This is a genomic window from Fusobacteriaceae bacterium, assembly GCA_031272775.1.
GTDB lineage: Bacteria > Fusobacteriota > Fusobacteriia > Fusobacteriales > Fusobacteriaceae > JAISST01.
This window is the reverse complement of sequence record JAISTB010000020.1, coordinates 36,803-61,426: the sequence shown is the minus strand read 5'-3', so window position 1 is coordinate 61,426 and position 24,624 is coordinate 36,803. Positions and strand designations below refer to the sequence as shown.

Annotated in this window: 32 protein-coding genes and 1 pseudogene; 8 read left to right on the top strand and 25 right to left on the bottom strand. The window is 51.5% G+C overall.

What is annotated here, in order from left to right:
- Positions 1-32: 32 nt before the first annotated feature.
- The 25 genes and pseudogenes from LBQ97_05515 to LBQ97_05395 form a co-directional block, all read right to left on the bottom strand.
- Positions 33-1,415, bottom strand: coding sequence for a sigma-54 dependent transcriptional regulator (locus LBQ97_05515; protein MDR1832177.1), 1,383 nt, complete (start codon positions 1,413-1,415; stop codon positions 33-35).
- Between the two features lie 219 nt (positions 1,416-1,634).
- Positions 1,635-2,627 carry a DUF4143 domain-containing protein gene (locus LBQ97_05510; protein MDR1832176.1) on the bottom strand — a complete coding sequence of 331 codons (993 nt, stop codon included), beginning with the start codon at positions 2,625-2,627 and terminating at the stop codon, positions 1,635-1,637.
- 62 nt (positions 2,628-2,689) lie between these two features.
- Complete coding sequence (gene secY / locus LBQ97_05505) at positions 2,690-4,033, bottom strand: preprotein translocase subunit SecY (GenBank protein MDR1832175.1); 1,344 nt, start codon at positions 4,031-4,033, stop codon at positions 2,690-2,692.
- 34 nt (positions 4,034-4,067) lie between these two features.
- Positions 4,068-4,559: a 50S ribosomal protein L15 gene (gene rplO / locus LBQ97_05500; GenBank protein ID MDR1832174.1), complete on the bottom strand. Its 492-nt coding sequence runs from the start codon at positions 4,557-4,559 to the stop codon at positions 4,068-4,070.
- Between the two features lie 2 nt (positions 4,560-4,561).
- Positions 4,562-4,741 carry a 50S ribosomal protein L30 gene (rpmD, locus tag LBQ97_05495; GenBank protein ID MDR1832173.1) on the bottom strand — a complete coding sequence of 60 codons (180 nt, stop codon included), beginning with the start codon at positions 4,739-4,741 and terminating at the stop codon, positions 4,562-4,564.
- A 12-nt stretch (positions 4,742-4,753) separates the two neighbouring features.
- Positions 4,754-5,248, bottom strand: a complete 495-nt coding sequence (gene rpsE, locus LBQ97_05490) for a 30S ribosomal protein S5 (protein MDR1832172.1) — start codon at positions 5,246-5,248, stop codon at positions 4,754-4,756.
- A gap of 39 nt (positions 5,249-5,287) precedes the next feature.
- Complete coding sequence (rplR, locus tag LBQ97_05485) at positions 5,288-5,656, bottom strand: 50S ribosomal protein L18 (protein ID MDR1832171.1); 369 nt, start codon at positions 5,654-5,656, stop codon at positions 5,288-5,290.
- Between the two features lie 50 nt (positions 5,657-5,706).
- Positions 5,707-6,246: a 50S ribosomal protein L6 gene (gene rplF, locus LBQ97_05480; GenBank protein MDR1832170.1), complete on the bottom strand. Its 540-nt coding sequence runs from the start codon at positions 6,244-6,246 to the stop codon at positions 5,707-5,709.
- A 21-nt stretch (positions 6,247-6,267) separates the two neighbouring features.
- Positions 6,268-6,663, bottom strand: coding sequence for a 30S ribosomal protein S8 (gene rpsH / locus LBQ97_05475; protein MDR1832169.1), 396 nt, complete (start codon positions 6,661-6,663; stop codon positions 6,268-6,270).
- Between the two features lie 24 nt (positions 6,664-6,687).
- Complete coding sequence (rpsN, locus tag LBQ97_05470) at positions 6,688-6,975, bottom strand: 30S ribosomal protein S14 (protein ID MDR1832168.1); 288 nt, start codon at positions 6,973-6,975, stop codon at positions 6,688-6,690.
- A 21-nt stretch (positions 6,976-6,996) separates the two neighbouring features.
- Entirely contained in the window at positions 6,997-7,548 is a 552-nt protein-coding gene (gene rplE, locus LBQ97_05465; protein ID MDR1832167.1) for a 50S ribosomal protein L5, read from the bottom strand.
- A gap of 16 nt (positions 7,549-7,564) precedes the next feature.
- The gene (gene rplX / locus LBQ97_05460; GenBank protein ID MDR1832166.1) at positions 7,565-7,933 is read right to left on the bottom strand and encodes a 50S ribosomal protein L24; all 369 of its coding nucleotides are present in this window, start codon (positions 7,931-7,933) and stop codon (positions 7,565-7,567) included.
- A gap of 13 nt (positions 7,934-7,946) precedes the next feature.
- A complete protein-coding gene (gene rplN, locus LBQ97_05455; protein ID MDR1832165.1) occupies positions 7,947-8,315 on the bottom strand; it encodes a 50S ribosomal protein L14 in 369 nt (122 codons plus the stop codon).
- A gap of 35 nt (positions 8,316-8,350) precedes the next feature.
- Positions 8,351-8,602, bottom strand: a complete 252-nt coding sequence (gene rpsQ, locus LBQ97_05450; GenBank protein MDR1832164.1) for a 30S ribosomal protein S17 — start codon at positions 8,600-8,602, stop codon at positions 8,351-8,353.
- 16 nt (positions 8,603-8,618) lie between these two features.
- Entirely contained in the window at positions 8,619-8,801 is a 183-nt protein-coding gene (gene rpmC, locus LBQ97_05445) for a 50S ribosomal protein L29 (GenBank protein MDR1832163.1), read from the bottom strand.
- The gene (rplP, locus tag LBQ97_05440) at positions 8,801-9,253 is read right to left on the bottom strand and encodes a 50S ribosomal protein L16 (GenBank protein MDR1832162.1); all 453 of its coding nucleotides are present in this window, start codon (positions 9,251-9,253) and stop codon (positions 8,801-8,803) included. Before rplP ends, rpmC begins: the two co-directional genes overlap by 1 nt.
- 1 nt (position 9,254) lies before the next feature.
- Positions 9,255-9,944 carry a 30S ribosomal protein S3 gene (rpsC, locus tag LBQ97_05435; protein ID MDR1832161.1) on the bottom strand — a complete coding sequence of 230 codons (690 nt, stop codon included), beginning with the start codon at positions 9,942-9,944 and terminating at the stop codon, positions 9,255-9,257.
- Between the two features lie 94 nt (positions 9,945-10,038).
- Positions 10,039-10,386: pseudogene (gene rplV / locus LBQ97_05430) on the bottom strand (50S ribosomal protein L22).
- 38 nt (positions 10,387-10,424) lie between these two features.
- The gene (rpsS, locus tag LBQ97_05425) at positions 10,425-10,727 is read right to left on the bottom strand and encodes a 30S ribosomal protein S19 (GenBank protein ID MDR1832160.1); all 303 of its coding nucleotides are present in this window, start codon (positions 10,725-10,727) and stop codon (positions 10,425-10,427) included.
- 21 nt (positions 10,728-10,748) lie between these two features.
- Positions 10,749-11,579: a 50S ribosomal protein L2 gene (gene rplB, locus LBQ97_05420; protein MDR1832159.1), complete on the bottom strand. Its 831-nt coding sequence runs from the start codon at positions 11,577-11,579 to the stop codon at positions 10,749-10,751.
- A 56-nt stretch (positions 11,580-11,635) separates the two neighbouring features.
- Complete coding sequence (rplW, locus tag LBQ97_05415) at positions 11,636-11,917, bottom strand: 50S ribosomal protein L23 (GenBank protein ID MDR1832158.1); 282 nt, start codon at positions 11,915-11,917, stop codon at positions 11,636-11,638.
- Between the two features lie 2 nt (positions 11,918-11,919).
- Positions 11,920-12,552 carry a 50S ribosomal protein L4 gene (gene rplD, locus LBQ97_05410; GenBank protein MDR1832157.1) on the bottom strand — a complete coding sequence of 211 codons (633 nt, stop codon included), beginning with the start codon at positions 12,550-12,552 and terminating at the stop codon, positions 11,920-11,922.
- A 12-nt stretch (positions 12,553-12,564) separates the two neighbouring features.
- The gene (gene rplC, locus LBQ97_05405) at positions 12,565-13,206 is read right to left on the bottom strand and encodes a 50S ribosomal protein L3 (protein MDR1832156.1); all 642 of its coding nucleotides are present in this window, start codon (positions 13,204-13,206) and stop codon (positions 12,565-12,567) included.
- A 202-nt stretch (positions 13,207-13,408) separates the two neighbouring features.
- On the bottom strand, positions 13,409-13,720 hold the full coding sequence (gene rpsJ, locus LBQ97_05400; GenBank protein MDR1832155.1) for a 30S ribosomal protein S10: 312 nt from the start codon (positions 13,718-13,720) through the stop codon (positions 13,409-13,411).
- Positions 13,721-13,906: 186 nt separating this feature from the next.
- Complete coding sequence (locus LBQ97_05395; GenBank protein ID MDR1832154.1) at positions 13,907-16,009, bottom strand: glutamine synthetase III; 2,103 nt, start codon at positions 16,007-16,009, stop codon at positions 13,907-13,909.
- Positions 16,010-16,336: 327 nt separating this feature from the next.
- Between LBQ97_05395 and LBQ97_05390 the strand changes: the two genes are divergently transcribed.
- The 8 genes from LBQ97_05390 (at position 16,337) to LBQ97_05355 (ending at position 24,594) form a co-directional block, all read left to right on the top strand.
- Complete coding sequence (locus LBQ97_05390) at positions 16,337-16,606, top strand: HPr family phosphocarrier protein (GenBank protein ID MDR1832153.1); 270 nt, start codon at positions 16,337-16,339, stop codon at positions 16,604-16,606.
- 129 nt (positions 16,607-16,735) lie between these two features.
- Entirely contained in the window at positions 16,736-19,228 is a 2,493-nt protein-coding gene (gene ispH / locus LBQ97_05385) for a 4-hydroxy-3-methylbut-2-enyl diphosphate reductase (GenBank protein ID MDR1832152.1), read from the top strand.
- Positions 19,229-19,346: 118 nt separating this feature from the next.
- On the top strand, positions 19,347-19,982 hold the full coding sequence (locus LBQ97_05380; GenBank protein MDR1832151.1) for a DUF445 family protein: 636 nt from the start codon (positions 19,347-19,349) through the stop codon (positions 19,980-19,982).
- A 64-nt stretch (positions 19,983-20,046) separates the two neighbouring features.
- Entirely contained in the window at positions 20,047-21,072 is a 1,026-nt protein-coding gene (gene ruvB, locus LBQ97_05375; protein ID MDR1832150.1) for a Holliday junction branch migration DNA helicase RuvB, read from the top strand.
- A gap of 31 nt (positions 21,073-21,103) precedes the next feature.
- Positions 21,104-21,523 carry an Rrf2 family transcriptional regulator gene (locus tag LBQ97_05370; GenBank protein MDR1832149.1) on the top strand — a complete coding sequence of 140 codons (420 nt, stop codon included), beginning with the start codon at positions 21,104-21,106 and terminating at the stop codon, positions 21,521-21,523.
- Positions 21,524-22,264 (top strand): 16S rRNA (uracil(1498)-N(3))-methyltransferase, encoded by a 741-nt coding sequence (locus LBQ97_05365; GenBank protein MDR1832148.1) that lies wholly within the window; start codon positions 21,524-21,526, stop codon positions 22,262-22,264. It abuts the gene before it with no gap.
- Complete coding sequence (gene mtaB, locus LBQ97_05360; protein MDR1832147.1) at positions 22,251-23,576, top strand: tRNA (N(6)-L-threonylcarbamoyladenosine(37)-C(2))-methylthiotransferase MtaB; 1,326 nt, start codon at positions 22,251-22,253, stop codon at positions 23,574-23,576. Before LBQ97_05365 ends, mtaB begins: the two co-directional genes overlap by 14 nt.
- Positions 23,569-24,594: a LytR family transcriptional regulator gene (locus LBQ97_05355; GenBank protein ID MDR1832146.1), complete on the top strand. Its 1,026-nt coding sequence runs from the start codon at positions 23,569-23,571 to the stop codon at positions 24,592-24,594. Before mtaB ends, LBQ97_05355 begins: the two co-directional genes overlap by 8 nt.
- The last annotated feature ends 30 nt before the right edge of the window (positions 24,595-24,624 follow it).

Here is a 24,624-nt window from a genome sequence, read left to right as displayed (position 1 = left end):
TGATTTGATGAGTCTATGTCGTAGGTAATTTCTTATTTGAAGTCGAGTCCGTATTTTCGAATTTTTTCGTAGAGCGTCGTGCGGCCGATTCCGAGGAGCTTCGAAGTTTCCTGCTTGTTCCAGCGCGTCTTTTGGAGAGCGATGGCGATCACGACCCGCTCCACTTCCTCGAGGCCGAAGATCTCCTGCTCCAGGATTTCCTTCAGGGGACCCACGCCGATCACGGTCTTGTTTTCGACGGTATCGGACTTCATTTTCACCTCGAGGGGCAGGTCGTCCACGTCGAGGATCTTGTCGGTCGAGAGGATCACCATGCGCTCGATCATGTTTTTCAGTTCCCGGATATTGCCGGGGAAGGAATATTCCATAATGTATTTCATGGCCTCGCCCGAAATGACCGGCGTATCTTTGTGCAATTCCCGGACGATCTTGTTCAGAAAATAGCTGGCCAAAAGTGGAATGTCCTCTTTTCGCTCACGCAGCGTCGGGACATCGATGGAAAAGGCCACAAGGCGGTTGTACAAATCTTTCCGAAATCTTCCTTTTTCCACTTCTTCACGCAGGTCTTTGCTCGTCGAGAGGATAAAGCGCACGTCGATCTTGCGGGATTTCGTCCCGCCGACCCGTTTGATCTCTCCGTACTCGATGGCTTGCAGAATCTTGCCCTGAATCTTGATGTCCACGTCGGCGATCTCATCCAAAAAGACCGTGCCGCCGCTGCATTCTTCAAGAATCCCCCGCCGGCTGACCGTCGCGCCCTGGAAGGCGCCCTTTTCGTAGCCGAAGAGTTCCTTTTCAAAGGCCTCCGGCGTAAAAGACGAGCAACTGACTTCGATGTAATCGTTCTTCCGGCGATCGCTCTTTTTGTAAATGCCGTTGGCCACATAGGTCTTGCCGGTGCCGTTTTCGCCCGTGATGAGAACCGGCACTTCCGTTGCGGCCATTTTTTCCATCTGCATGCGGCTTTCCTTGATCCGCGAGGATTGGCCCACGACTTCGGTCTCTTCCTCCAGCTTGGACAATTTTTCCTCGAGCTTGCGTTTTTCCCGCTTGAGTTCCAGATTGATCAGGGCGGAAAACATGACCCGGTTCATATCGTGCAGCGTGACAGGCTTGATCATATAATTGTAAATGCCGGCTTCTTTCAGCTCGGCGATCTTGGCCTCCGAATCTTCGTCCAGAAGCCCGACAATAATAAATTCCCCCATACCGTTCAATTTCCGTTTCGCTTCGACAAAATTAAACCACGTGAGGTGCTCGTCCAGCAGGATCACGTCAAATTCGCTCTCGCGCAACATATCCATCGCGTCGAGCAGGTTGTTGAACGTGATGACCTCGTATTGTTCCCCCAGTTCCTTTCTGATCTGACGCAAAACTTCTTTCTTATCAGAAATGGCCAATATCGCGTTTTTCATAGACACCACCTGTCGTCATTATTCGGAATCCTGTTTATTTTTATGACATCATTCTTGTGGCAGAACAAATACTGTAATTTTTTTAGATTCCTGCGTATATTATAAACAAAAAAAAGCAATCTTTCAAGATTTTTTTTGATTTCTGAACATTATTTCAAAAATACTACATTTTGGACACTACTTTGTACGAATAAGGGTTTCTGTGAAAATCGTCGCATTTTACAGACAGAACGTCGCGTACAGCGGGACCGTCATGATTTTATTCTCAAATCCGAAATTTTTCATGGAAAGCTTTATCGCATACTCCGGGCTGTAGGTTTCCATATAAACTTTAAGACTCTTGGCCCGCGTATTGTCCGCGCTTTTCACTTCCACAGGGATGACGGCGCCGTCTCGCAAAATCACAAAATCCACCTCGGCGCCCCGCCTGGATTCCCAATAATAGGTTTTGTACCCTTTCGCGATAAGCTGGGCGTTGACATAGTTTTCAACCATGCCGCCTTTGAAATCTTCAAGTTCTTCAGACATATAGAGAATGTCCGCCGCCCGAGCCCCTTTTTTAATCAATTTATACTGAAATCTCGTGTTTCGTTTTGAAAGCTGAGCGGTCACGTTGTCGTATGTCAATCTTGTTTTCTGGATTTTTCCATTGCGATTGTATTTGCTCATGTCGTTCAAATAACTTGCGAGGATTGTCTGCTGCGTATTGCGAATCAGGATGTAGTCTTTCGTCTGAACGTATTGCAAAACGCATTCGGGCATACCGCCGACAATAAGATACCGCAAATAGTATTGAATCGCGGATTCGTGATAGGCCGCCGGCATCGGGGCGCTTGCCGCGATACATTCCCGAATCCTCCCGATAAGAATGTCTTCGCCCATAGCGAGCAGAAATTCTTCCAGATCCATCGGGTACATGGTCAGCATGTCCACTTTCCCTACGGGAAAAGAAAACTCCTGTCGGTTCACGGCAAGACCGAGCAGGCTTCCCGCCGCGATAACATGGTAGTCAGGGGCGTCCTCGCAAAAATATTTGAGCGCCGTCAACGCGCGTTCGCAAAGTTGAACTTCGTCAAAAAAAATCAAGGTTTTCTCTTTAACGATGGTTTGCCCGGCAATATGGGAAAGAACCGGTATCAGAACCGCCGGTGAGATATCTTCCTCAAAAGTCCGGGAAAGGGAGGGCGTCATCTCAAAATTGAAATAAGCAATAAATGACAGGATTTACTCTCCCCCAATAAAAAAACCACTTTGAAGCAAGTGGTTTTTTTGACTTATATGAATCCTTTATAATCCCGCATGACAAGATGCGCGTTGATTTGCTGTACCGTATCGATGGCAACGCCCACCACAATGAGGATCCCTGTCCCGCCGAAGAACACCGGAAAGCCCAGCGCCGTAAAGATCACGACGGGCAAAATCGCGATGGCCGCGAGGAATAAAGCCCCGCCCCAGGTGATTCTGCTCACAACGCCCTCCAGATATTCGACGGTCTCGCTGCCCGGCCGTATGCCGGGAATGGTCCCGCCGCTTTGCTTGAGATTTTCCGCGACCTTCTCGGGGTCAAAGATGATGGCCGTATAGAAGAAGGAGAAGAAAATGATCACAAGGGCGAAAATGACCATGTAGCCGACGCCGTTAGGCGCTAAAAGTCGCTGGGTCCATACGTTGATTTTATTGATGAGGTCGGCCTTGGCCGCCACATCCGCTCTGTAGATCAGCTTGAACGCCAGTTCCACAAAGCGCGGGAAAATCCTTGACATGGCCGATACGACGATCATGGCCACCGAGGCGAAGATTACCGGCATTACCCCGGCGCTGTTAAGCCGCAGGGGAATGTAGGACTTGTCCCCGACGCCGCCTTTCCGGCCGTATTCCTTGCCCACATAGTGAACGGGAATCTTCCGCTGTCCGAGCTGGAACACGACGATACCCATGACGACCACAATCCCGGAGATGGCGATCGCGCAGAGCACCGGCACCAGGAACTTGCTGTCCTTCATGGATTGAATGACCTGGATAAAATTGCCGGGTCCGCCGGAGATACAATTGAGGAAAATCAGAAGCGATACGCCGTTTCCGATCCCGTAGACGGAGATCTGCTCGCCCACCCACATGAGGAAGGTCGTTCCCGCCGTCATGGTCACGATGGTCGTGAGGAAAAAGGAAACGCCCGATCTTCCGGTGACGAGCCCGACGGACTCAAGCCACGCGCAGGTCGCGAAAGACTGCACCACAGCGATCACAATGGTCAGGTAGCGCGTCCAGTTGGCGATCCGGTTTCTGCCGGCCTCCCCTTCTTTCTGGATTTCCTCGATCCGGGGAATAATGACCGCCAGCAGGCTGAATACGATGGAGGCGTTGATGTAGGGGGCAATCCCCAGCGAAAAGATCGAAACCCTCTTGAAAGCCCCGCCCGTAAACATGTTGATGTAGCCGAGGATGTCGCTTGTGGCCGTCATTTCTTCCAGTCGCCCGACGTCTACGCCGGGGGCCGGAATATAGGTCCCCACCCTCGCCACAAGGAACATGAGGAGCGTAAAGACAATCCTTTCCTTGAGGTCGGGGTTTCGCATGATGGTCCCCACTTTATCGAAAAATTTTTCTGTTAAAGTCAAAAAACTTCACCTCGCTTTTGACCGAAAGGTCACATTATTTGCTTTCTGCAACCGCGTTTTTTGCAACATCCGCAAATGTGTTGATTTTGATGATTTCCACGGTTCCGCCTTTGGCTTCAATGGCCTCCGAGGCTTTTTGGGAAATCTTGTGGGCCTTTACGGAAATTTTCTTTTCCAAGGTTCCGTTTCCGAGGACTTTGATCCCGTCCCTGAGGTTTTTCACGATCCGCTCCTGGAGCAGAAGTTCGGGCGTTACCGTCGTTCCTTCCTCGAAGCGGTTCAATGTGGCCAGCGACACGATCACGAATTCTTTCTTGAAGGGATAGTTGGAAAATCCTCTCTTGGGAATTCTTCTGTAAATCGGCATCTGTCCCCCTTCAAAATAGGGTTTGACGCCTCCGCCGGCTCTCGCGTTCTGTCCGTTGTTTCCTTTTCCGCAGGTCTGTCCCCAACCGGAGGCTTCCCCTCTCCCGACTCTCTTCTTTTTCTTTTTGGGTACGGAAGGCTTCAATTCGTCCAATTTCATTTTTATACCTCCTCTACCTTCAGTAAATAGGAGACCTGTGCGATCTTCCCCAGTGTCTCGGGCGTATTTTCCTGTTCCACCGTGTCGTGCAGCTTCTTGAGTCCAAGAGACTTCACGGTCGCGATGTGGACAGGCTTACGGCCGATGGTGCTTTTCACAAGCTCTACTCTCAATTTTGCCATTTGCTTTTCCTCCTAGCTTAAGATATCCTTGACTTCCTTTCCGCGCATCTTGGCCACTTCTTCGGCAGTCCGCAGATTCTTGAGGGCATTGACGGTGGCTTTTGCCACGTTATGCTTGTTCCTCGATCCCCGGATCTTTGTCAGGATGTCGTGAACCCCCACGATTTCCAGTATTTCACGCACCGCGGAACCGGCGATAACGCCTGTTCCCTCATAGGCCGGGTGCATCCAGACCGAAGCCGCGCCCCATTTGCCAACGATTTCGTGAGGAATGGTCTTTCCTTTGAGGGAGACGTTGACGATATTCTTTTTCGCGGAAGCGAGCGCTTTCCGGATCGCGTCGGGAACGCCGTTGGCCTTGCCGAGGCCCAGGCCCACTTTCCCTTCGCCGTTTCCCACGGCCGCCAGTACGGAGAAGGAAATGGTCCGTCCGCCCTTGGTCGTCTTGGAAACTCTGGATATCTTCAACAGTTTCTCCTGATATTCTTTGTCTTCCTTATCTTTCATTGTTACTCTTGCCAAGTGAAATCCTCCTTTCCGAATGAATTAGAAGCTCAGTCCCGCTTCTCTGGCAGCCTGGGCAAGCGCCGCCACCCGTCCGGTATACTTGTACCCGGACCTGTCAAATACTACGTTTTTTATTCCTTTTTCACCGGCTCTCTCGGCGATGGCCTTTCCTACAGATTTGGCCGCGTCGATATTGTTTCCCTTGGCGATGTCCGCCTTCAACTTCTTGTCGATAGTCGAGGCGGAAGCCAGTGTCACGCCGCTGATGTCGTCTATCAGCTGGACAAATATATTGGTATTCGATCGATATACAGAAAGTCTCGGCCGTTCCGCGGTACCATAGATGGTACTTCTGATGGAAAGATGCTTTCTTTCCTTCACCGCTTTTCTGTCCGTTCTCTTAAACAACGTTCTTACCTCCTTGCGTTTTGTCGGGGAAATCCTTCCGGGCGGCTGCTTTAAGCCTTCTTCCCTTCTTTGATCCTTACGTGTTCGTTCTCATAGCGCACGCCTTTTCCTTTGTAGGGTTCGGGCGGTCTCTTGGAGCGGATATTGGCCGCCACCTGGCCCACAACGTCCTTCTCTATCCCTTCGATGTGGATCGTCGTATTCTTTTCAACGGAAAACGTGACGCCGTCTACGCCTTCGATGGCTACGGGATGGGAATAGCCCAGCGCGAGCTCCAGCCCCGTTCCTTTGACCGCGGCCCGGTAGCCGACGCCGACCAGGGTCAATGTGCGTTTGAACCCGTCGGTAACGCCTGTTACCATATTGCTCAAAAGCGCCCGGGTCGTCCCGTGCAAAGCCCGCGTATGGGGTTCGTCATTGGGACGCTCGATGGTCAAATGACCGTCTTCCAGTTTGATTTTCATGGCTTTGTTGAATGCTTTAACGAGGGTACCTTTTGCCCCTTTCACAGTCACTTGGTTGTTTGTTTCATCGATTGTGATCTGCACGTTGGAAGGTACCGTAATTGGCTTTTTTCCTATTCTTGACATGTTATGACACCTCCTGCGTGATTACCAAATGAATGCCAGTACTTCGCCGCCGATATTCTGAGACCGCGCCACTTTGTCGGTAACGATTCCCCGCGATGTGGAGATAATGGCGACGCCCAGTCCCGACAGCACTCTCGGCATTGTCTCAACCGAAGAATACACTCTGCGTCCGGGTTTGGAAATCCTTTTGATTCCCTTGATCACCCGTTCTTTTCCGTCATATTTCAAATAAATCCGGATCGTTTTTTTATTGCCCTCAGTTACAACTTTATAGCTTGCGATATAGCCCTGCTCCCGCAGGATTTCCGCGATTTTTTCCTTTAAAATTGAATGAGGGACATCCACTTTTTCATGCATAACCGCGTTTGCGTTTCTGATTCTTGTTAACATATCGGCAATTGGATCTGTTAAATACATCTGTGATATCCTCCTTCGTTCATTTTACCAAGACGATTTCTTCACGCCGGGGATGAGTCCGGCGCCGGCTAATTGCCGGAATTTCACTCTCGAAATCCCGAATTCGCGCATGAATCCTCTCGGCCTTCCATCGATCTGACATCTATTGCGCATTCTGACTGAAGATGAATCTTTCGGAAGTTTGTTCAGCTCGTCCACTGCCTTCATGTCGCCGGCGAGAATTCTTTTTTTGAGTTCCAGCCTTTTGGCAAGGTACTTGTTGACTAATTGTTCCCGTTTCAAATCTCTTTCAATCATCGACTTTTTTGCCATTAAAGATTATACCTCCTTCATTTACTTGCGAAACGGCATACCGAATGCCGTCAAGAGCGCTCTTCCCTCGTTGTCATCCTTTGCGGACGATACGACCGTGATGGACATGCCCAAAAGCTTGTCCACTTTGTCGAAATCGATCTCGGGAAATACCAGCTGGTCGCTCAGGCCCAGGGAATAGTTGCCGCGGCCGTCAAAGGCGTCTGCGGATACCCCTTCAAAGTCCCTTACCCGAGGCAGAACCACGTTGACCAGTCTGTCGAGGAAATCATACATCCGGTGCTTGCGCAAAGTCACTTTGCAACCGATGGGCATACCGGCCCGAAGCTTGAATCCCGCTTCGGATTTCCGCGCCTTTCTCAAGAGCGGCTTCTGTCCCGTGATGATCGTGAGATCGTTCATGGCGGCGTCGATGAGCTTCGCGTTCTGGGTCGCTTCCCCGACGCCCATATTCACAATGATCTTTTCGAGTTTCGGGACTTCCATGATATTCTTGATGTCCAGTTCCTTCATCAGATTGGGAACAATGGTTTCATTGTACAATTTTTGGTATCTCGGTGTGTATTTGGACACTTATGTTTCCTCCTTCCTATAAGATTTCTCCCGATTTTTTAGAGTATCTTACTCTCTTTCCCTCCACCGTTTTGTAGCCGACGCGGGTGGGTTTTCCCACGTGCTCGTCGTAGAGCATGACCTTGGAGGAAAATATAGGAGCCTCGCGTTCCACGATACCGCCCTTCTGATTTGCGGCCGTGGGCTTCATGTGCTTTTTGACCACATTGACGTTTTCCACTACGATCTTCCCTCTCTTGGGGAATACCTTCAATACTTTTCCGATTTTTCCTTTATCGCCGGGATTTTCGATCTCGTCTTTGGAGCGGCCGATGATGACCATGACGGTATCGCCCTTCTTCACATGCAGGGAATCCGGTACGAATTTTATCTTGGGCTTTGCCATGATTTTCCTCCTCTTAAATAACTTCCGGCGCGAGGGACAGGATCTTCGTAAAGTTCTTTCCTCTCAGTTCTCTCGCCACGGGCCCGAAGATTCTTGTCGCCCTCGGTTCGTTGTTGGGGTTGATGATTACCCCCGCGTTATCGTCAAATTTGATATACGATCCGTCGTCCCTTCTCAGTTCCTTCCGGGTCCGGACGATGACCGCCCTCACGATTTCTCCCTTTTTCACGTTTCCGCCGGGGATGGCTTCCTTCACGCTTGCGATGACGATGTCGCTGATCTTTCCAAAGCGCTTCTTCGATCCGCCCAGTACGCGGATGATCATCATCTTTTTTGCCCCGGAGTTGTCGGCAACATTGAGAATCGTCTGCTGTTGTACCATTTTTCCTCCTTCGTTTATCTACTCAACAATAAGATTTATTTCGCCTTTTCCAGAATCTCCACGAGCCGCCATCTTTTGTCCTTGCTCAGGGGGCGGGTTTCCATGATCCGGACCTTGTCGCCGGGTTTGGCCGTGTTGTTCTCGTCGTGGGCCTTGAATTTCGTTGTCTTTTTGACTCTTTTTTTGTAGATCGGGTGCAAAATCATGGTTTCGATGGAAACTACGATGGTCTTTTCCATTTTGTCCGAAACTACGACGCCTTCTCTGACTTTTCTATCGTTTCTCAAAATAGGGCCTCCTTGCTCATCTTTCCCCCAGAACCGTGTTGATTCTGGCGATTTCTCTGCGGATCTGTCTGATTTTCGCTGTATTTGTCAGTTGACCCAATGAAAGCTGGAACTTCAAGTTGAACAATTCCTCTTTCAATTCTTTGCTTTTTACGACCAAGTCTTCCGTTGTTTTTTCTCTGACTTCGCTGGCTCTCATCAGTTCTCACCACCATTTTCTGCGATTTGCGCCGCCTGCGGCTGCGCCTCCCGTTTGATCACTTTGCAGCTGATCGGGAGTTTCATGGAAGCTTTCCGGAACGCCTGCACGGCCACGGCCTCGCTGACGCCGGATACTTCAAACATCACTCTGCCGGGCCGTACTACGCATACCCAGCCTTCGACGTTTCCTTTTCCCTTTCCCATCCGGACCCCGGCGGGTCTCGCGGTAATGGGTTTGTCGGGGAATATCCGGATATAGACTTTTCCTTCTCTCTTGAATGTCCGGTTGATCACCACACGGCAGGCCTCGATCTGTTTGTTGGAGATCCAGGAGGGTTCCAACGCCTGCAGGCCGAATTCACCGAATGTGACCGTGTTGCCCCGCTGGGCCTTGCCGGTCATTCTGCCCCGGAACATTTTTCTGTGCTTTGTTCTTTTCGGCATCAACATGTCAATCCTTACCTCCTTCTTTCTGGGCCTTCGCGTCGTCCGCTTCATCGGAGACTTTGGCGGGAAGTACCTCGCCGTTGAACACCCAGACTTTGATCCCCAGGGCCCCGTAGGTTGTGTGGGCCGTGGTGACCGCGTAGTCAATATCGGCTCTCAAGGTATGGAGGGGCACGCTGCCTTCCACGGACCATTCCTCACGGGCGATTTCCGCGCCGTTGAGTCTTCCGCCGACCTTGACTTTGATTCCCTTGGCGCCCGCTTTCATGGCCCGCATAATGGCCTGGTTCACGGCTCTCTTGTAGGCGATGCGCTTCTCGATGGAGGCGGCGATGCCTTCGGCGACCAAAAGGGCGTCTTTACTGAAATCTTTGACTTCCTGGACCTTTACGGTCACTTTCTTTTTCGTCAGCTGTTCGAGCTTTACCCGGAGGCTGTCGATCTCCGCGCCCTTTCTGCCGATGATGATCCCGGCCTTGGCCGTGTAAATGATCACGACGACGCTCGAGGGGGATGTCCGCTCGGTCTTGATTTTGGAAATGCCCGCGTGATAATAATCTTTTTTCACGCATTCTCTGATTTTGATATCTTCATGAAAGAATTTCGCGTATTCTTTTTTATCCGCGTACCAGTTGGAGTCCCAGGTCCTTGTGATGCCCAGTCTCAGTACGCGAGGGTCTACTTTTTGTCCCACTTAGATTCTTACCTCCTTATGCCTTCACTTCGTCCGTCTTCGCTTCGGCTTTCTTTTTGTCCGCAGCTTTCACTTCGGTCCCGGGTTCCGCTTTCTTTTCCGCTTCTTTTTCGACTTCCGCCACCACTACGGTCACATGGGCCGTGGGTTTGCGCTGGATGTCCGCTCTGCCCTGGGCTCTGGGCATCAGGCGCTTCAGGACCGGACCCTGATTGATGAGGATTTCTGATACCACAAGCTTGTCCTCGTTCATTTTGAAGTTGTTTGTCGCGTTGTGCATGGCGGAGTTCAAGGTTTTCTTGATGATCTTTGCCGCCTTTTTATTGGTGAATTCCAGTATGTCCAGGGCCTTCAAAACTTCCTTGCCCCTGACCAGATCCGCGACAAGACGCGCTTTCTGGGGAGACATTCTGACATACTTGGTGATTGCTTTTGCTTCCACTCGCAAAACCTCCTTACATTCTGTCAATCATTTGCTTGTTACTGCGCCTGCTGCGGTTTCTTGTCGCTCTTGGCGTCTTTTGCCGCTCCGTGGCCTCTGTAGGTACGCGTCGGGGCGAATTCCCCCAGCTTATGTCCGACCATCTGCTCGGTCACATGCACCGGAATATGCTTCTTTCCGTTATATACCCCGAAGGTCAGCCCGATGAAATTGGGGAATATGGTCGAGCGTCTCGACCAGGTTTTGATCACTGCCTTGGTGTTCTGGGCCGCGACCGCGTCTTCCACTTTTTTCATGAGATGATGATCACAGAAGGGTCCTTTCTTTAATGATCTCGCCATTCTCTATACGTCCTCCTTGTCTTATTTCTCGTTCTTTCTTCTGACGATGAATTTGTCAGTTGTCTTCTTGCCTCTGGTCTTCACGCCATGGGCCGGTTTGCCCCAGGGGGTCAGCGGGGATTTTCTCCCGACGGGATTCTTGCCCTCGCCGCCGCCGTGCGGATGATCCACGGGATTCATGACCGCGCCTCTGACATGGGGACGTCTGCCCATATGTCTGTTCCGGCCGGCTTTTCCGATTTCCACGAGGCTGTGCTCCGAGTTTCCGACTTCGCCGATGGTGGCCATGCACTCGCCGTGAATGAGCCTGAGCTCTCCCGAAGGAAGCTCCACATGGCAGTAGGTCCCGTCTTTGGCCACAAGCCGGGCCGCGACGCCCGCCGATCTTACCAGCTGGCCGCCTTTGCCTTTCTGCAGCTCCAGATTGTGGATCTGTACGCCCACGGGCATATCTTTGATCTTGAGGGCGTTTCCGGGTTTGATTTCCGCTTTTGTGCCGGAGAGTACCGTGTCGCCCTGCTTCAGACCCTTGGGGGCCAGAATGTAGCGCTTTTCCCCGTCGGCGTAATGCAGGAGGGCGATATTCGCCGTTCTGTTGGGATCATATTCAATGGTCGCCACTTTGGCGGGGATATCGAACTTGTTTCTTTTGAAATCGATGATCCGGTATAATCTCTTGTGTCCTTTCTGTCTGTCTCTTGTGGTCCGGTGTCCGTAATTGTCTCTTCCCCAGGAAGATTTCAAGGGGACCGTCAGGGTTTTCTCAGGTCTTACGTCGTCTAATTCCCGGTTGACCAGCCTTGACATGCCTCTTGTCCCGTTGGTCATGGGTTTCATTTTTCTGATTGCCATTTTACTTTTTTACCTCCAATTTTGTCGACCTATATTCGGCCTTTGCGGGCCCCTGTCTATTTGAGCGCCTCGATGCTGTTGCCGTCGGCCAGCTTCACGATGGCCTTCTTGATCGGAGACGTCTTGTAGAGTTTCATGCCGTGCCGCTTGGTGACGGGCTTTTTCGTCGTCGTCGCCACGGATACGACTTTCACTTTGAAGATCTCCTCGACCGCTTTCTTGATCTCGATTTTGTTTGCCTTGGTGTTCACTTCAAATGTATACTTGTTGTATTCTCTTTTGAGCATGTCGCTCTTTTCCGTTACTACGGGTTTTTTGATGATATCATAAGCTGTCATGGTTATCCGAGCACCTCCTCTAACGTCGCGAGCGCCTCTTTCGTCATGATGACCTTGTCCTGTTTCAACAGCCAGTACACGCCCAGTTCGTTGGGTTGCAGCACGACGGCGTTTTCCAGGTTCCGGGCGGACATGTAGAGTTTGTAGTCCTTGTCCTCCGCCAGGTCGTCCACAACGAAAAGCTGCTTTGTGGGCGCGTCCAGTTTCTTCGTCAGATTGATGATGGTCTTGGTTTTCGGGGTCTCGACGGATCCGTCCAAAACCACGATCTGATTGTTGGCCGCCTTTTCCGACAGGGCCGAAACCAGCGCCAGGCGTCTTACTTTTTTGTTGACTTTCTTTTCATAGATCCGGCCGTTGGGTCCGAAGACAACGCCGCCGCCTACCATGTGCGGCGCCCTGATCGTTCCCTGCCGGGCGCGACCCGTGCCTTTCTGCTTGAAGGGCTTTCTGCCGCCGCCTCTAACTTCGCCTCTCGTCTTCGTAGAGGCCGTGGCGGATCTCGAGGCCGCCAGTTCCGCTACGAGCACCTCATGCAGCACCGACTTGTTGGGCGTAATCCCGAATACCGTGTCTTTCGCTTCCACCGTGCCGGTCTGTTCCCCGGCGATATTATATATCGTTAACACTGCCATTATTTTCCTCCTTTACCCCTGCTGACCGATTTTTTTCACTGCGGGTTTCAATACGATATATCCGTTTTTGGAGCCGGGTACCGCTCCCTTCAACAGGATCAGGTTGTTGTCCGCGTCGATCTTGACGATCTTGAGGTTCTGCACCGTCACCGTCGCGTTTCCGTGCCGGCCGGCCATGCGTTTTCCTTTGAGCACCTCGCTCGGCGTCGAAGACATACCGATGGATCCGCCCAGTCTGTGATTGAGGGATACGCCGTGGGACGCCCGGTTTCCGGAAAAGCCGTGGCGCTTCATGACGCCCGAGGTTCCCTTACCTTTGGAAGTCCCGACAACGTCAACATACTCGACGCCCGTAAAGACATCCGCCTTGATCTCCTGTCCCAGTTCGAAGCCGTCCACAGAATCCACCCGCATTTCTCTTACAAAGCGCTGGGGCTTGACCCCGGCCTTTTTAAAGATTCCCAGAATCGGTTTTGTCGTGTTTTTTTCCTTTTTTTCGTCAAAACCCAGCTGGATCGCCGTATAGCCGTCCGATTCCACGGTCTTTTTCTGCAGGATGTAGTTGGGTCCCGCCTCTACGACCGTAACCGGAACAAGCTTTCCGTTTTCGAATATCTGTGTCATACCGATTTTTTTCGCTAAAATTCCTGTCATATCTTTCATTTACCTCCATCAAATAATATATTGGTTGACAACGCCGCCTGGTGGTTCTCCCCACCGGCTTTAAAAAAAGCATCAACTTGTATTATTCTGTAAGAATCATCAGATCATTGTTTCCAATGATTTCTCATCGTGTCTCCAAAAATTCTCTTAAGAATTCCGTCCAAAAGATGTTTTCCTGAAAAATCAGGCAAAATCAGATTTGCTTGATTTCTATTCCAACACCGGCTGGTAAGTTAACTGCCATTAATGATGGTATTGTCTTCTGTGTGGAATTGTTGATCTCGATCATTCTTCTGTGAATACGCATTTCGAACTGCTCCCGGGAATCCTTGTTCACATGAACAGACCGCAACACCGTGTACTTTTTGATGTTTGTCGGCAAGGGCATGGGTCCCGCGATATCAGCCCCCGATTTTTTTGCCACTTCAGCAATCTTCTTTGCGGATTCGTCCAAGAGGAAATGATCGTAAGCCTTCAAGTAAATTCTTATTTTATCAGACGCCACGAACTTTCGCACCTCCTTCACTAATATATGCCATGCAAAGCAAAGCCCGCTTTGCTCAGCGAACTTTAATAGTATAGCACATTATTCATAAAAATGAAAGCATTTTTTCGATTTTTTCCACTTTTTTCAAAAAAAAGGCCGCCCCGCCGGACGGCCCCTTCTTTTCTCCCTTTTTTCCGGAATTTCTTACAGCTTGAACAACAGATCGTAGTAAGTGGGGATGGACCAGTCGCTCTTGTCCACCAGAAGCTCCAGCTGATCCACGATGCCGCGCATCTTGTCGTAAATGGGGAACAGCTCGTCCCGGTACACGAGGGCCCGTTTGTAGGTGTCCTCGGTGCCGTCGGCCTTTTCGAGTCCCTTGCTCAGGTCGCTGATCGTGTCCTTGAGCGCCGTCTTAAGCTTCAGGACTTTTTCGAGGTGCTCCTTGTCATATTTCAGGTATTTCGCGTCTCCCAGGGCCTGGGCTACCGTGACGATCATCTTGGAAATCTTCGTCACATATTTTACGACCGAGGGATAGATCTCGTTTTTCGCCATGCGGATCGCGATGGAAAGATCGATGTTGGACTGTTTGTCATAGCGTTCCACATAGACTTCGTAACGGGATTTGAGCTCAGCGCCGGTCAGGACCTTGTGCCGCTCGAAAAGCTCCACGGTGTCCTTTCTCGTGTATACGGGGAGGGCCTCCACGGTATTGGCCAGGTTGGACAGCTTGCGTTTCTTCGCTTCCTTGACCCAAGCCTCGTCGTAGCCGTTGCCGTTGAAGACGATTCTCTTGTGTTTCGCGTAATGTTCTTTGACGAGCTTGATGATGGCGGGTTTGATGGGTCCCTTTACCTTCTCGAGGATGTCGGCGTATTCTTTGAGGATGTCGGCCACGATGGTCGCGATGACAAACATCGGGGTCGATACGGCCGCGCTGGAACCGGGCATTCTGAACTCAAACTTGTTGCCGGTATAGGCGAAGGGGGACGTCCGGTTTCTGTCGGAGAAGTTCTTTTCGAATTTGGGAATCAGCGCGCCCACGGAGATCGTTTCCTCTCCGCCCTTGGCGCTTTCGAAATGCTCGACGTTTTCGAGAAGATTCGTCAGCGGATCCCCGAGGAAGATGGAAATGATGGCCGGCGGAGCTTCGTGTCCGCCCAGTCTGTGGTCGTTTCCGGGAGTGGCGGTCGTACTCCTAAGGATGTCCGCGTAGCGGTCCACGCCTTCGATGACGGCCGTGATGTACAGGAAGTACTGGAGATTGTCCTTGGTCAGCGTATCGGGATCGAGGAGGTTCACGCCTGTATCGGTGGCCAGCGACCAGTTGCAGTGCTTACCGGAGCCGTTGATCTCCTCAAAGGGTTTTTCATGCAAAAGGGCGGCCAGACCGTGTCTCGTGGCGACTTTCTTGATCGTATCCATCACGAGGTGGTTCTGGTCTACGGCGACATTTACCGTGGAAAACATCAGCGCCAGCTCAAACTGATTCGGCGCAACTTCGTTGTGTTCCGTCTTGGCGATAAGTCCGATCTTCCAGAGTTCTTGGTCCAGTTCGCCCATGAAGGTCTTGACTCTGTCCTTGATGGTCCCGTAATAGTGATCGCTCAGTTCCTGGCCCTTGGGCGGAAGGCTTCCGAATAAAGTCCGACCTGCCAGAGCGATGTCCTGCCGTCTGTCATAAAAGGCCTTGTCGATCAGGAAGTATTCCTGCTCGCAACCCAGCGTCACGTCAACCCGGCTCGTTTCCGTATCCCCAAGGAGTCTCTGCACCCGGAGCGCCTGCGTGTTCAGGGCCTGGGCGGCTCTCAACAGCGGCACTTTCTTGTCGAGGGCCTCGCCGTTGTAGCCGATAAAGGCCGTCGGGATATAAAGGGTCCTCGCGGTCCCCGCGCCCCGGATAAACATCGGGGAATTCGTATCCCAGATTGTGTTTCCTCTCGCTTCAAACGTCGCCCGCAGGCCTCCGCTCGGAAAAGAAGACGCGTCCGTTTCCCCTTTGATGATTTCTTTTCCGGAAAACTGGGACAATACGGTCCCGTCGGGATTGGCCGTCACAAAGGATTCATGCTTTTCCGCCGTCAGGTCCGTCAGCGGCTGAAACCAGTGGGTAAAATGGGTGGCGCCCCTCTCGGTGGCCCAGTTTTTTACCGCGTTGGCGATTACATCCGCTACTTCCAGGGACAATTCTTCCTTCCCGACCTGCACCGCTTTGAATTTCTTGAAAACAGGTCCGGGCACGCGGCTTTTCAGCTCCAGCTCGGAAAAATAGTCCACGCCAAACAAGTCCAACATCGTGTTCATCATATAACCCCCTTCTCATCATGATAAAATATTTTTGCGTGTATACTGCCTTATGGTTACAGGGATAAGTCCCTGAATTTTTACCTTTTGATTGTAGCACAACAAATTCTTTTATTCAATATTTTTCTTTCCCGGATTAAAAGAATTGAAAAAAAAAGGAAAATGATATATAATAAATAATATGCAAAATTTAATCGTTTCACAAACAAAGCAGTCGAAAAAGAATTTTTTCACAAAAAACGATATTTGTACAAAAAGTGTCGATTCAGAACATGTTTTTCACGAGCCCAACGCCAACGATTCTTTTTGGAGGAGTCGTGATTTCCGATGAAGACAAGAACCGTTGTGATCCAAAACAAGGCGGGTATGCACGCAAGGCCCGCGTCGCTCTTTGTCCAGCTCATCACGAACTACCAGTCGGAGATCAAGGTCCGCTGCAAGGACGAGGAAGTCAACGGCAGGAGCATCATGGGACTCATGTTGCTGGCGGCCGAGCAGGGGCGCGAGCTGGAACTCATCGCCGACGGGCCCGACGAGGAAAGCATGCTGGAGGCGTTGACCGATCTGATCGAAGTCAAAAAATTCAACGAGGAGTGAGATTCGACAAAGAGAAAAAGAAGCAAAACGCTTACTTCGTACATTTAATAAAGTAACCAAGAGAAAAAAAAGACGTACAGGGATTCGCGTAGGAATACCGTAGAAAAAAGCAAAAGACGAAGGTGATCCATGGAAATCGTAAGGTCGGAACATTTGGGGCTCTGCTTCGGGGTCGCGACGGCCATCAAAAAGTGCTATGGCGCGGTGACTCACGAGGGGAGCGGGAAAAATATCTATATCTTGGGCATGCTGGTCCATAACGAGCACGTCGTGAAAAAAATGGCGGATCTGGGCCTGAAGACCATAGAGGAAGAAGACGTCCTCTCGGGGGCCGTGACCCTCGCGCCTGACGATGTGGTCATTATCCGGGCCCACGGGACCACAAAAGAAATTTATAACATTTTGGAGCAAAACAGAGTCAAAATATATGACACTACGTGCGGTTTTGTCTCAAACGTACGCAATATCCTGATTGAGATGGAGTCACAGGGTTATGACACCCTGTTTATCGGCGACAAAAATCACCCCGAGGTATCGGGGATTGTCTCTTTCGGGGAACGGATCAACATTTTCAAGGATCTTGACGAGCTCAGAAACGCCGATCTCGATCCCGCGAAAAAATACGCGGTCCTGACCCAGACGACGCTCAACAAAAAGAATTTTCTGGAAATTGAAAAATTTTTAAAAAATCATTTCCCAAATGTCAAAATATTTGATAGAATATGTGGGGCAACACAAATAAGGCAGGTCGCAGCTGAGGAGCTCGCCGGAAAAGTCGATATTATGGTGGTTGTAGGCGGTAAAAACAGCTCAAACACGCGTAAATTGTACGATATCTGCAAGGCGATCAACCCGCGCAGCTACTTCGTGCAGGACGAAGGCGACATCCTGCCCTCCTGGTTCCGCCCGCCGGATGTGGTGGGCATTACCGCTGGAGCTTCAACACCGGAAGAAATTATTGTCAGCATAGAAAATAAAATCAAGGGGGACCTTAGAATGGCCACAAATGACAACTATGAAGAATTTGAAACATTACTGCAGGACTACTTACCGACCGACGAGACGCAAAAGATCAGGGTAACGGGAACCGTTTCACAAAAAGACAGAAACTTCGTTTACCTTGATGTTCCCGGTCAGCGCACGAGCGTCCGGATCAAAGCCGACGAGCTGGAAGGCTATGAGAAGGGCGACGAAGTGGAAGTCCTGCTGATAGGAGAAACCGAGGACGGAGATTTCCTGATCGGCTCCAGAAGAAGAATCCTGATGGAGGAGAGCAACCAGAGCATCGACAAGTCCTTTGAGACCAAAGATCCCATCGTGATAAAGATCCTCAAACGCGTAAAAGGCGGCTATATCGCCCAGCACGGCGAGATTCAGGGCTTTTTGCCCAATTCGCTCTCGGGCATCGGCAAGGACGAGGAAGCCGCGGCCGAAGGCAAAGAATTTGATGTGATCGTGAAAGACATCACGGCCCAGAAGGGGCCCAGAGGACGGAAAGTAACCTTTTCACGCAAGGATCTCCTGAACAAGGTCACCGACGAGGAATTTGCCAAACTGGCCGTCGGCGACATCGTAAGCTGTGTGATTACAAAAGTGCTTGATTTCGGCCTTTCAGTCGCGATCGGGGCGCTTCACGGCTTTATTCATATCTCGGAAGTTTCCTGGAAGAAGCTCGACAAGCTCTCGGACCGATACAAGGCGGGCGATGAGATCCAGGCGAAAATCCTTTCCCTCGATCCCGAGAAAAAGAACATCAAGCTCTCGATCCGGGAAACGGAAAAAAATCCCTGGGAGCTGTTCGCGGAGACCTACGAGGTCGGCCAGGACGTCGACGGGATCGTTACCCGCATCATGCACTACGGCGTCTTTGTGCAGGTTATTGAAGGCGTGGAGGGTCTTGTCCACATTTCGGACTTCACCTGGAACAAAAAGCGGATCAACCTTGAGGATTACGTCAAAGTCGGCGACGCGGTCAAAGTGCGGATCCTCGATTTTGACGGAACAGGCAGACGGCTGAAGCTGGGCATCAAGCAGCTCAGCGACGATCCCTGGTTGTCGGTGGAAGACAAATATAAAGTCGGAACCGTCCTCAAAGGGCGCGTGGCCGGCATTAAACCCTTCGGTCTCTTCGCGGAGATCGAGCCCGGCATAGACGTTTTCGTTCATCAGTCCGACTATCAGTGGCAGGACGAGAGCAAAAAGAAATTCGCCAAAGGAGACGAGGTGGAATTTGTCATCACGGAGCTCAACCTTGCCGACAAGAAAATCAAGGCCAGCATCAAGAACCTCACGAAGAGTCCCTGGGAAGAGGCCATGGATGTGCTGAAAGTAGGCCAGACCGTCGAGAAGGAAATCAAGACCGTCATGGACTTCGGGCTTTTCATCAACCTCGTGAAGGGCGTGGACGGCTTCATCCCCGTACAGCTCGTTTCCCGCGACTTCATCAAAGACATCCGGGAGAAATTCAAAGAAGGCCAGACCGTCAAGGCTCAGATCGTCGACATTGACAGAGAAAAGCAGCGCGTAAAACTCTCGATCAAGAAAATCGAAATCGAAGAGGAAAAAAGAGAAAATCAGGAATTGCTGGACAAATACGGAACATCAGGCGGCGAAGAAGAATAAGGCGAAAATCCCAGGAGGCGGTTTTACACCGCCTCCGCTTCATTCGCGCGGAAAAATTTGAATTTTATCGGAAAAATATTTGTGAAAAGCGAATATTTCGTGTATAATAAAATAAATCATGAAGCGTTTCGCCGGAGAAGGAAATATGTCCTGGGAAGTTTATATCAGACCCGTTTCCATCGTATTGATCGGAGCCGTCATCGGGTGGCTCACGAACTATGTGGCGGTTAAAATGCTCTTCCGCCCCCACCGACCCGTATTTTTCGGATTGATTCAGGGATTGATCCCCAAACGCCGGCGGGAACTGGCGGAAAATATCGGCGACGTCATCGCGAAAAACCTGATTTCCTCGCAGGATATCCGCGAAAAACTGGCGGACAAAGACCTCGAGCGGGAAATGGCCCGTCAGATCGACGAAATATTGGACAAGCGGATGAAGGACATCTTCGCGCGGCATTTTCGTATGCTGCAACCGCTGATGGTCCCCGAGGTCATGAAAAAAATCCGGATCAAAATCCGCGACGAGATCCTTTCGCACAAGGACAGCCTGATCGAAGCCATGCTGAGCCATGTGGACATCGCCGGCAACCTCAAGGACATTATCGCGAAAAATGTCGACAGTTTCTCTCTGGACGAGCTTGAAACCATGACCTGGACGCTGACCAGCAGGGAACTGAAATCCATAGAGCTTATCGGCGCCGTATTGGGGGCTGTGATCGGATTTTTCCAATACCTGATCAGCATATACTGGTAAGCCCCCGTATAAGGGAGTACACGTGAAAAAAGACGACAAGGACCTTCTGACGAAAGCGGCCCGGATCGAAAGTCTCGTATCCGACGAGGAGGAGGACGAAGCGCTGGAGGTCGAGATCAGATCGACGCTCAGACCCAAGACCTTCGACGAATACATCGGGCAGGAAACGCTGAAGGAAAAAATGCTGATCACCATAGAGGCCGCCAAAAAAAGAGGGAGCACGCTGGACCACATCCTGCTCTACGGCTCCCCGGGACTGGGAAAGACGACGCTCGCGGGCGTCATCGCAAACGAGATGGGCGTTCACATCAAGATCACCTCGGGACCCGTTCTCGAGCGGGCGGGCGATCTTGCCGCCATCCTGACCTCCCTTGAGGAAAACGACATTTTATTTATCGATGAAATCCACCGCCTTAACAATACCGTGGAGGAAATCCTCTACCCGGCCATGGAAGACAAGGAACTCGATATCATCATCGGCAAGGGGCCTTCCGCGCGATCAGTCCGGATTGAACTCCCCAATTTTACATTGATCGGGGCGACGACCCGGGCGGGCCTTTTGAGCTCCCCTTTGCGGGACAGATTCGGCGTCACGCACCGCATGGAATTTTACACGACGGCGGAAATCCGGACAATCCTCATGAACGGCGCCCGGATCCTGGGCGTCCACATGGAGACCGAGGGCGCCGACGTCTTGGCCAGCCGAAGCCGAGGCACGCCCCGTATCGCCAACAAACTTCTGAAGCGGGTCCGGGATTACTGCGAAACCCGGGGAAACGGCGTCATCGACAGAGACTGCGCCATGCAGGCCCTGGAGCTTTTGGGAATCGACGAAAAGGGCCTCGACGACCTCGACCGGGATATCATCATTTCCATTATCGACAACTACGGCGGCGGGCCCGTGGGGATAACGACGCTGTCGCTGCTTCTGGGCGAGGACCGCAGGACCCTCGAGGAGGTCTACGAGCCTTACCTCGTCAAGATCGGTTACCTCAAGCGGACGAACCGGGGCCGGGTCGTGACCGAAAAAGCCTACAGGCATTTCAAAAGAGGATATTACGGCAATCTGCTCGGAGATTCCGACAGTTGATCCATGAATACAGGACAGAGAGGAGAACAGCATGAGAATCAGTACGAAAGTCAGATACGGATTGCGGGCCGTCGCCTACATCGCCGAAAACTCCAAAGACGGCAGACTCGTTCGGATCAGGGAAATTTCGGAAGTTCAGGACACATCATCCCAGTATCTGGAACAGATTCTTTTCAAATTGAAAAATGACGGGATCGTGGAGGGCAAACGGGGCCCCTACGGCGGCTACAAGCTGATCAAGGACCCCGCCGCCGTGACGCTCTACGAGATTTATCAAATCCTCGACGAAGAGGGGCGGGTCATCGACTGCAACGAAGACAGCGACAAGAAGACCGCCTGCGAGGAAAATTGCAACACAAACTGCATCTGGGACAAGATGGACAAAGCCATGAAAAAGATTCTGCAGGAGACGACGTTGTACGATTTTATGCAGAACGAAGAGATCATATAGGTGAGCGCTTTGATCAGCGTCGTCATCACGGAAGAGAACATCGGGGAAAATGAAATAGCGATTACCGATAAGAGAGATATCCACCACCTGCGGGACGTGTTCCGGATCGTACCGGGCGATAAGATCCGGGCCGTGGACGGGGAAAAAGAATATTACACCGCCGTTTCCGCCGTGGCGCCGGAAAAGATTTTGCTTACCGTGGAGAAAACAGGCCCCGACGTCTATGCCCAGGGAATCCGGGTCCATATGGCCCTGGGCGTGTTGAAACACGACAAGATGGGTTTTGCGGTACAAAAGCTGGCGGAATTGGGCGTTGAGGCAGTGATTCCCCTTTTGACCAGGCGCGTCGTCGTCCGGCTCGAGGGGGAGGACGCCCGGACGAAAAAAATCTCCAAATGGCAGAAGATCGCCGACGAGACGCTGAAGCAATGCCGGGGCGTCCGCAGAGTGCGAATCACGGCCCTCGAAACGCCGGAAGCCCTTGATTACGAGGCTTATGATCTCATTTTGGTTCCTTATGAAAGCGAAGAGGACCTGAGCCTCAAAGAAGCCCTCGCGAATTTTCCGGGAACGCCCGGTTCCATTCTGGTCGTCATCGGTCCCGAGGGGGGCTTCGACCCGGGAGAGATCGCGCTTTTCAAAGAAAAGGGCGCGCGGATCGTGACGCTTGGGAAAAGGATCCTGCGGGCTGAAACCGCGGCCGTTGTGACAGGAGGAATTTTGTTTCATGTATACAGCTAAACGGGCCGCTTTCTATACGCTGGGCTGCAAAGTCAACCAGTATGAAACCGAAAGCGTCAAAAACCAGCTTCTGAGACACGGCTTTGAGATTGTGGACTTCAGCCGGGAAGCGGATTACTACATTGTCAACACCTGCACGGTCACCAGTATTGCCGACAAGAAAAGCCGCAATATGCTGCGCCGGGCAAAGAAAACCAACCAAAACAGCAAACTCATCGTGACGGGATGCTATGCCCAGACCAACGGCAAAGACCTGCTCCCCATGACGGAAATCGACTATATCGTCGGAAACAGCGGAAAGGAAAATCTCCTTTCGCTGATCCTCGCCCTCGAGGAAAATCCTGAAACCGCGACGCAACCGAGATTTCTTTCGGATCCGGTCTTTTCCGGGGGGCGGTACCGGGAATCGGAACCCGCGCTCTACCGCGAAATGTCCCGGGCTTACATCAAGATCCAGGACGGCTGCGACAATTTCTGCGCCTACTGCAAAATTCCCTTCGCCAGAGGGAGAAGCCGCTCCCGCGACCTGCGACACGTCCTTGAGGAAATCAAGACCGTCGCGGCCGAAGGCTACAAGGAAGCCATCGTGATCGGAATCAATCTCGGGGCCTACGGCCTTGATCTTCCGGAAAAACTGAATTTTACGGCAGCCATGGAAAAAATTCTCGAAGAAAACCTCATCGAGCGGATCCGGATCGGCTCCGTCTACCCCGACCAGATCGACGACGACTTTATCCGCCTGTTCCGGCACAAGACGCTTATGCCGCATTTGCACGTCTCGCTCCAGTCCTGCGACGATACGGTCTTACGCAATATGAAGCGGCATTATGACGCAAAGACCATCGAACGGGGTCTGACAGCCTTGAAATCGGCGGTTCCGCTGATGGAATTTACCGGAGACGTCATCGTGGGCTTTCCGGGAGAGACGGACCGTATGTTCCAAAACACCTGTGAGCTCATCGAAAGAATCGGTTTCGCGGGTCTTCACGTGTTTCCCTATTCCGACAGGGAACATACGGCGGCCGCCGCCCTTCCCGACAAGGCGCCGGGCGAGATCAAGCGGGAACGGGCAAGAATACTGGGCGAACGAAAAAAACGCCTGGCCGCCGCGGCCAGGGAAAAATATGTCGGCAGAACGCTTTCCGTGCTGATCGAAGCGGAAAAAGGCGGCTTTCTTTACGGCTACAGCGAAAATTATCTGAAGACAAGGATCCGGATCGGAGAGGGCTGCTCCGCTCCCGCACAGATCAACACGATCCGGCGGGTCATGATCCATTCAATTGAAAAGGAGATGTTGACGTCAAATGGCTAAAACAGGAGAAAACAAAAATACGATGGTAAGAACGAAGAGCGGCGCCAGAAGGGATTCCAAACTCTTTCAGATTTTGATTACCATGGCGATTATCGCCGTTTTGGCGTTTATTCTCTTTCGCAAACTGACAAACGCGAAGCCCGTGATCCTGGACACCACAAAAAAGCAGCTCGTGATCGGCAATCAGAACCTGATCGTGGTCTATGAAAACAAGCTGGCCCTCGTAATCCCCTTCGCGGTCAACGCCAACAAAGACGAAACTTTCGGAGAAATCGCCGAAAAGCAGAGCGACGCCCAGGTCCTGGACGCCGTCAATAAAGTCCTCCCCGAGCGGGTCGACGAAGTCAAGCGCATCAAAAAAGGCGAGGTCCGGCTCGACGTGAAAAACCAGAAAATGGCGCCGGAGGCGACCATAGACGACAAGCGCGTCATTTTGACCTCAAGCCTCGCCCACCTCTTTGAGGAGCTCTATTACGAGCACACGACCGTGGCCGCCAGCAACGAAAACATCATTGTCGATATTTTGAACGCCAACGGCAAGGTGGGCTACGCCAAAAAGACCGGGGAAAAAATCGCCGCGGACCTCAAGATGAAATATAACGCGGCCAATAACGACACGCCCTCGGACACAAGCTATGTCGTCCTGCGGGATATCTCGAAAGAAAAGGCCCAGGAAGTCGTTATGGAGCTCGCGGAAAAATACATCAAAATCAAAAACGACGTCAGCATCCCGACGCTGGCCAATATCGTCGTGATCCTGGGCAAAGAGGAAAAGATTTCCTTTGAGATCGCGGTCTACGGCAAAGGGGACGCCGCCAAAAAAGCCGCCGAAGAGCTCAAAAGCCGGGGATACAAAAATGTCCGGAATTCATCAGATGCAAAATCAGTCGATGAAAGTCTGCTGGAATACAATCCCGAGGATTATTACATCGCCTGGAAGATCGGTCAATACCTCAACATCAAGAATATGATCGAAAAAGACGATTTGAACAACCGGATCAACGTCATTACAAAATAAAACAGTTTCACGTTTCATTAAACCGGCATT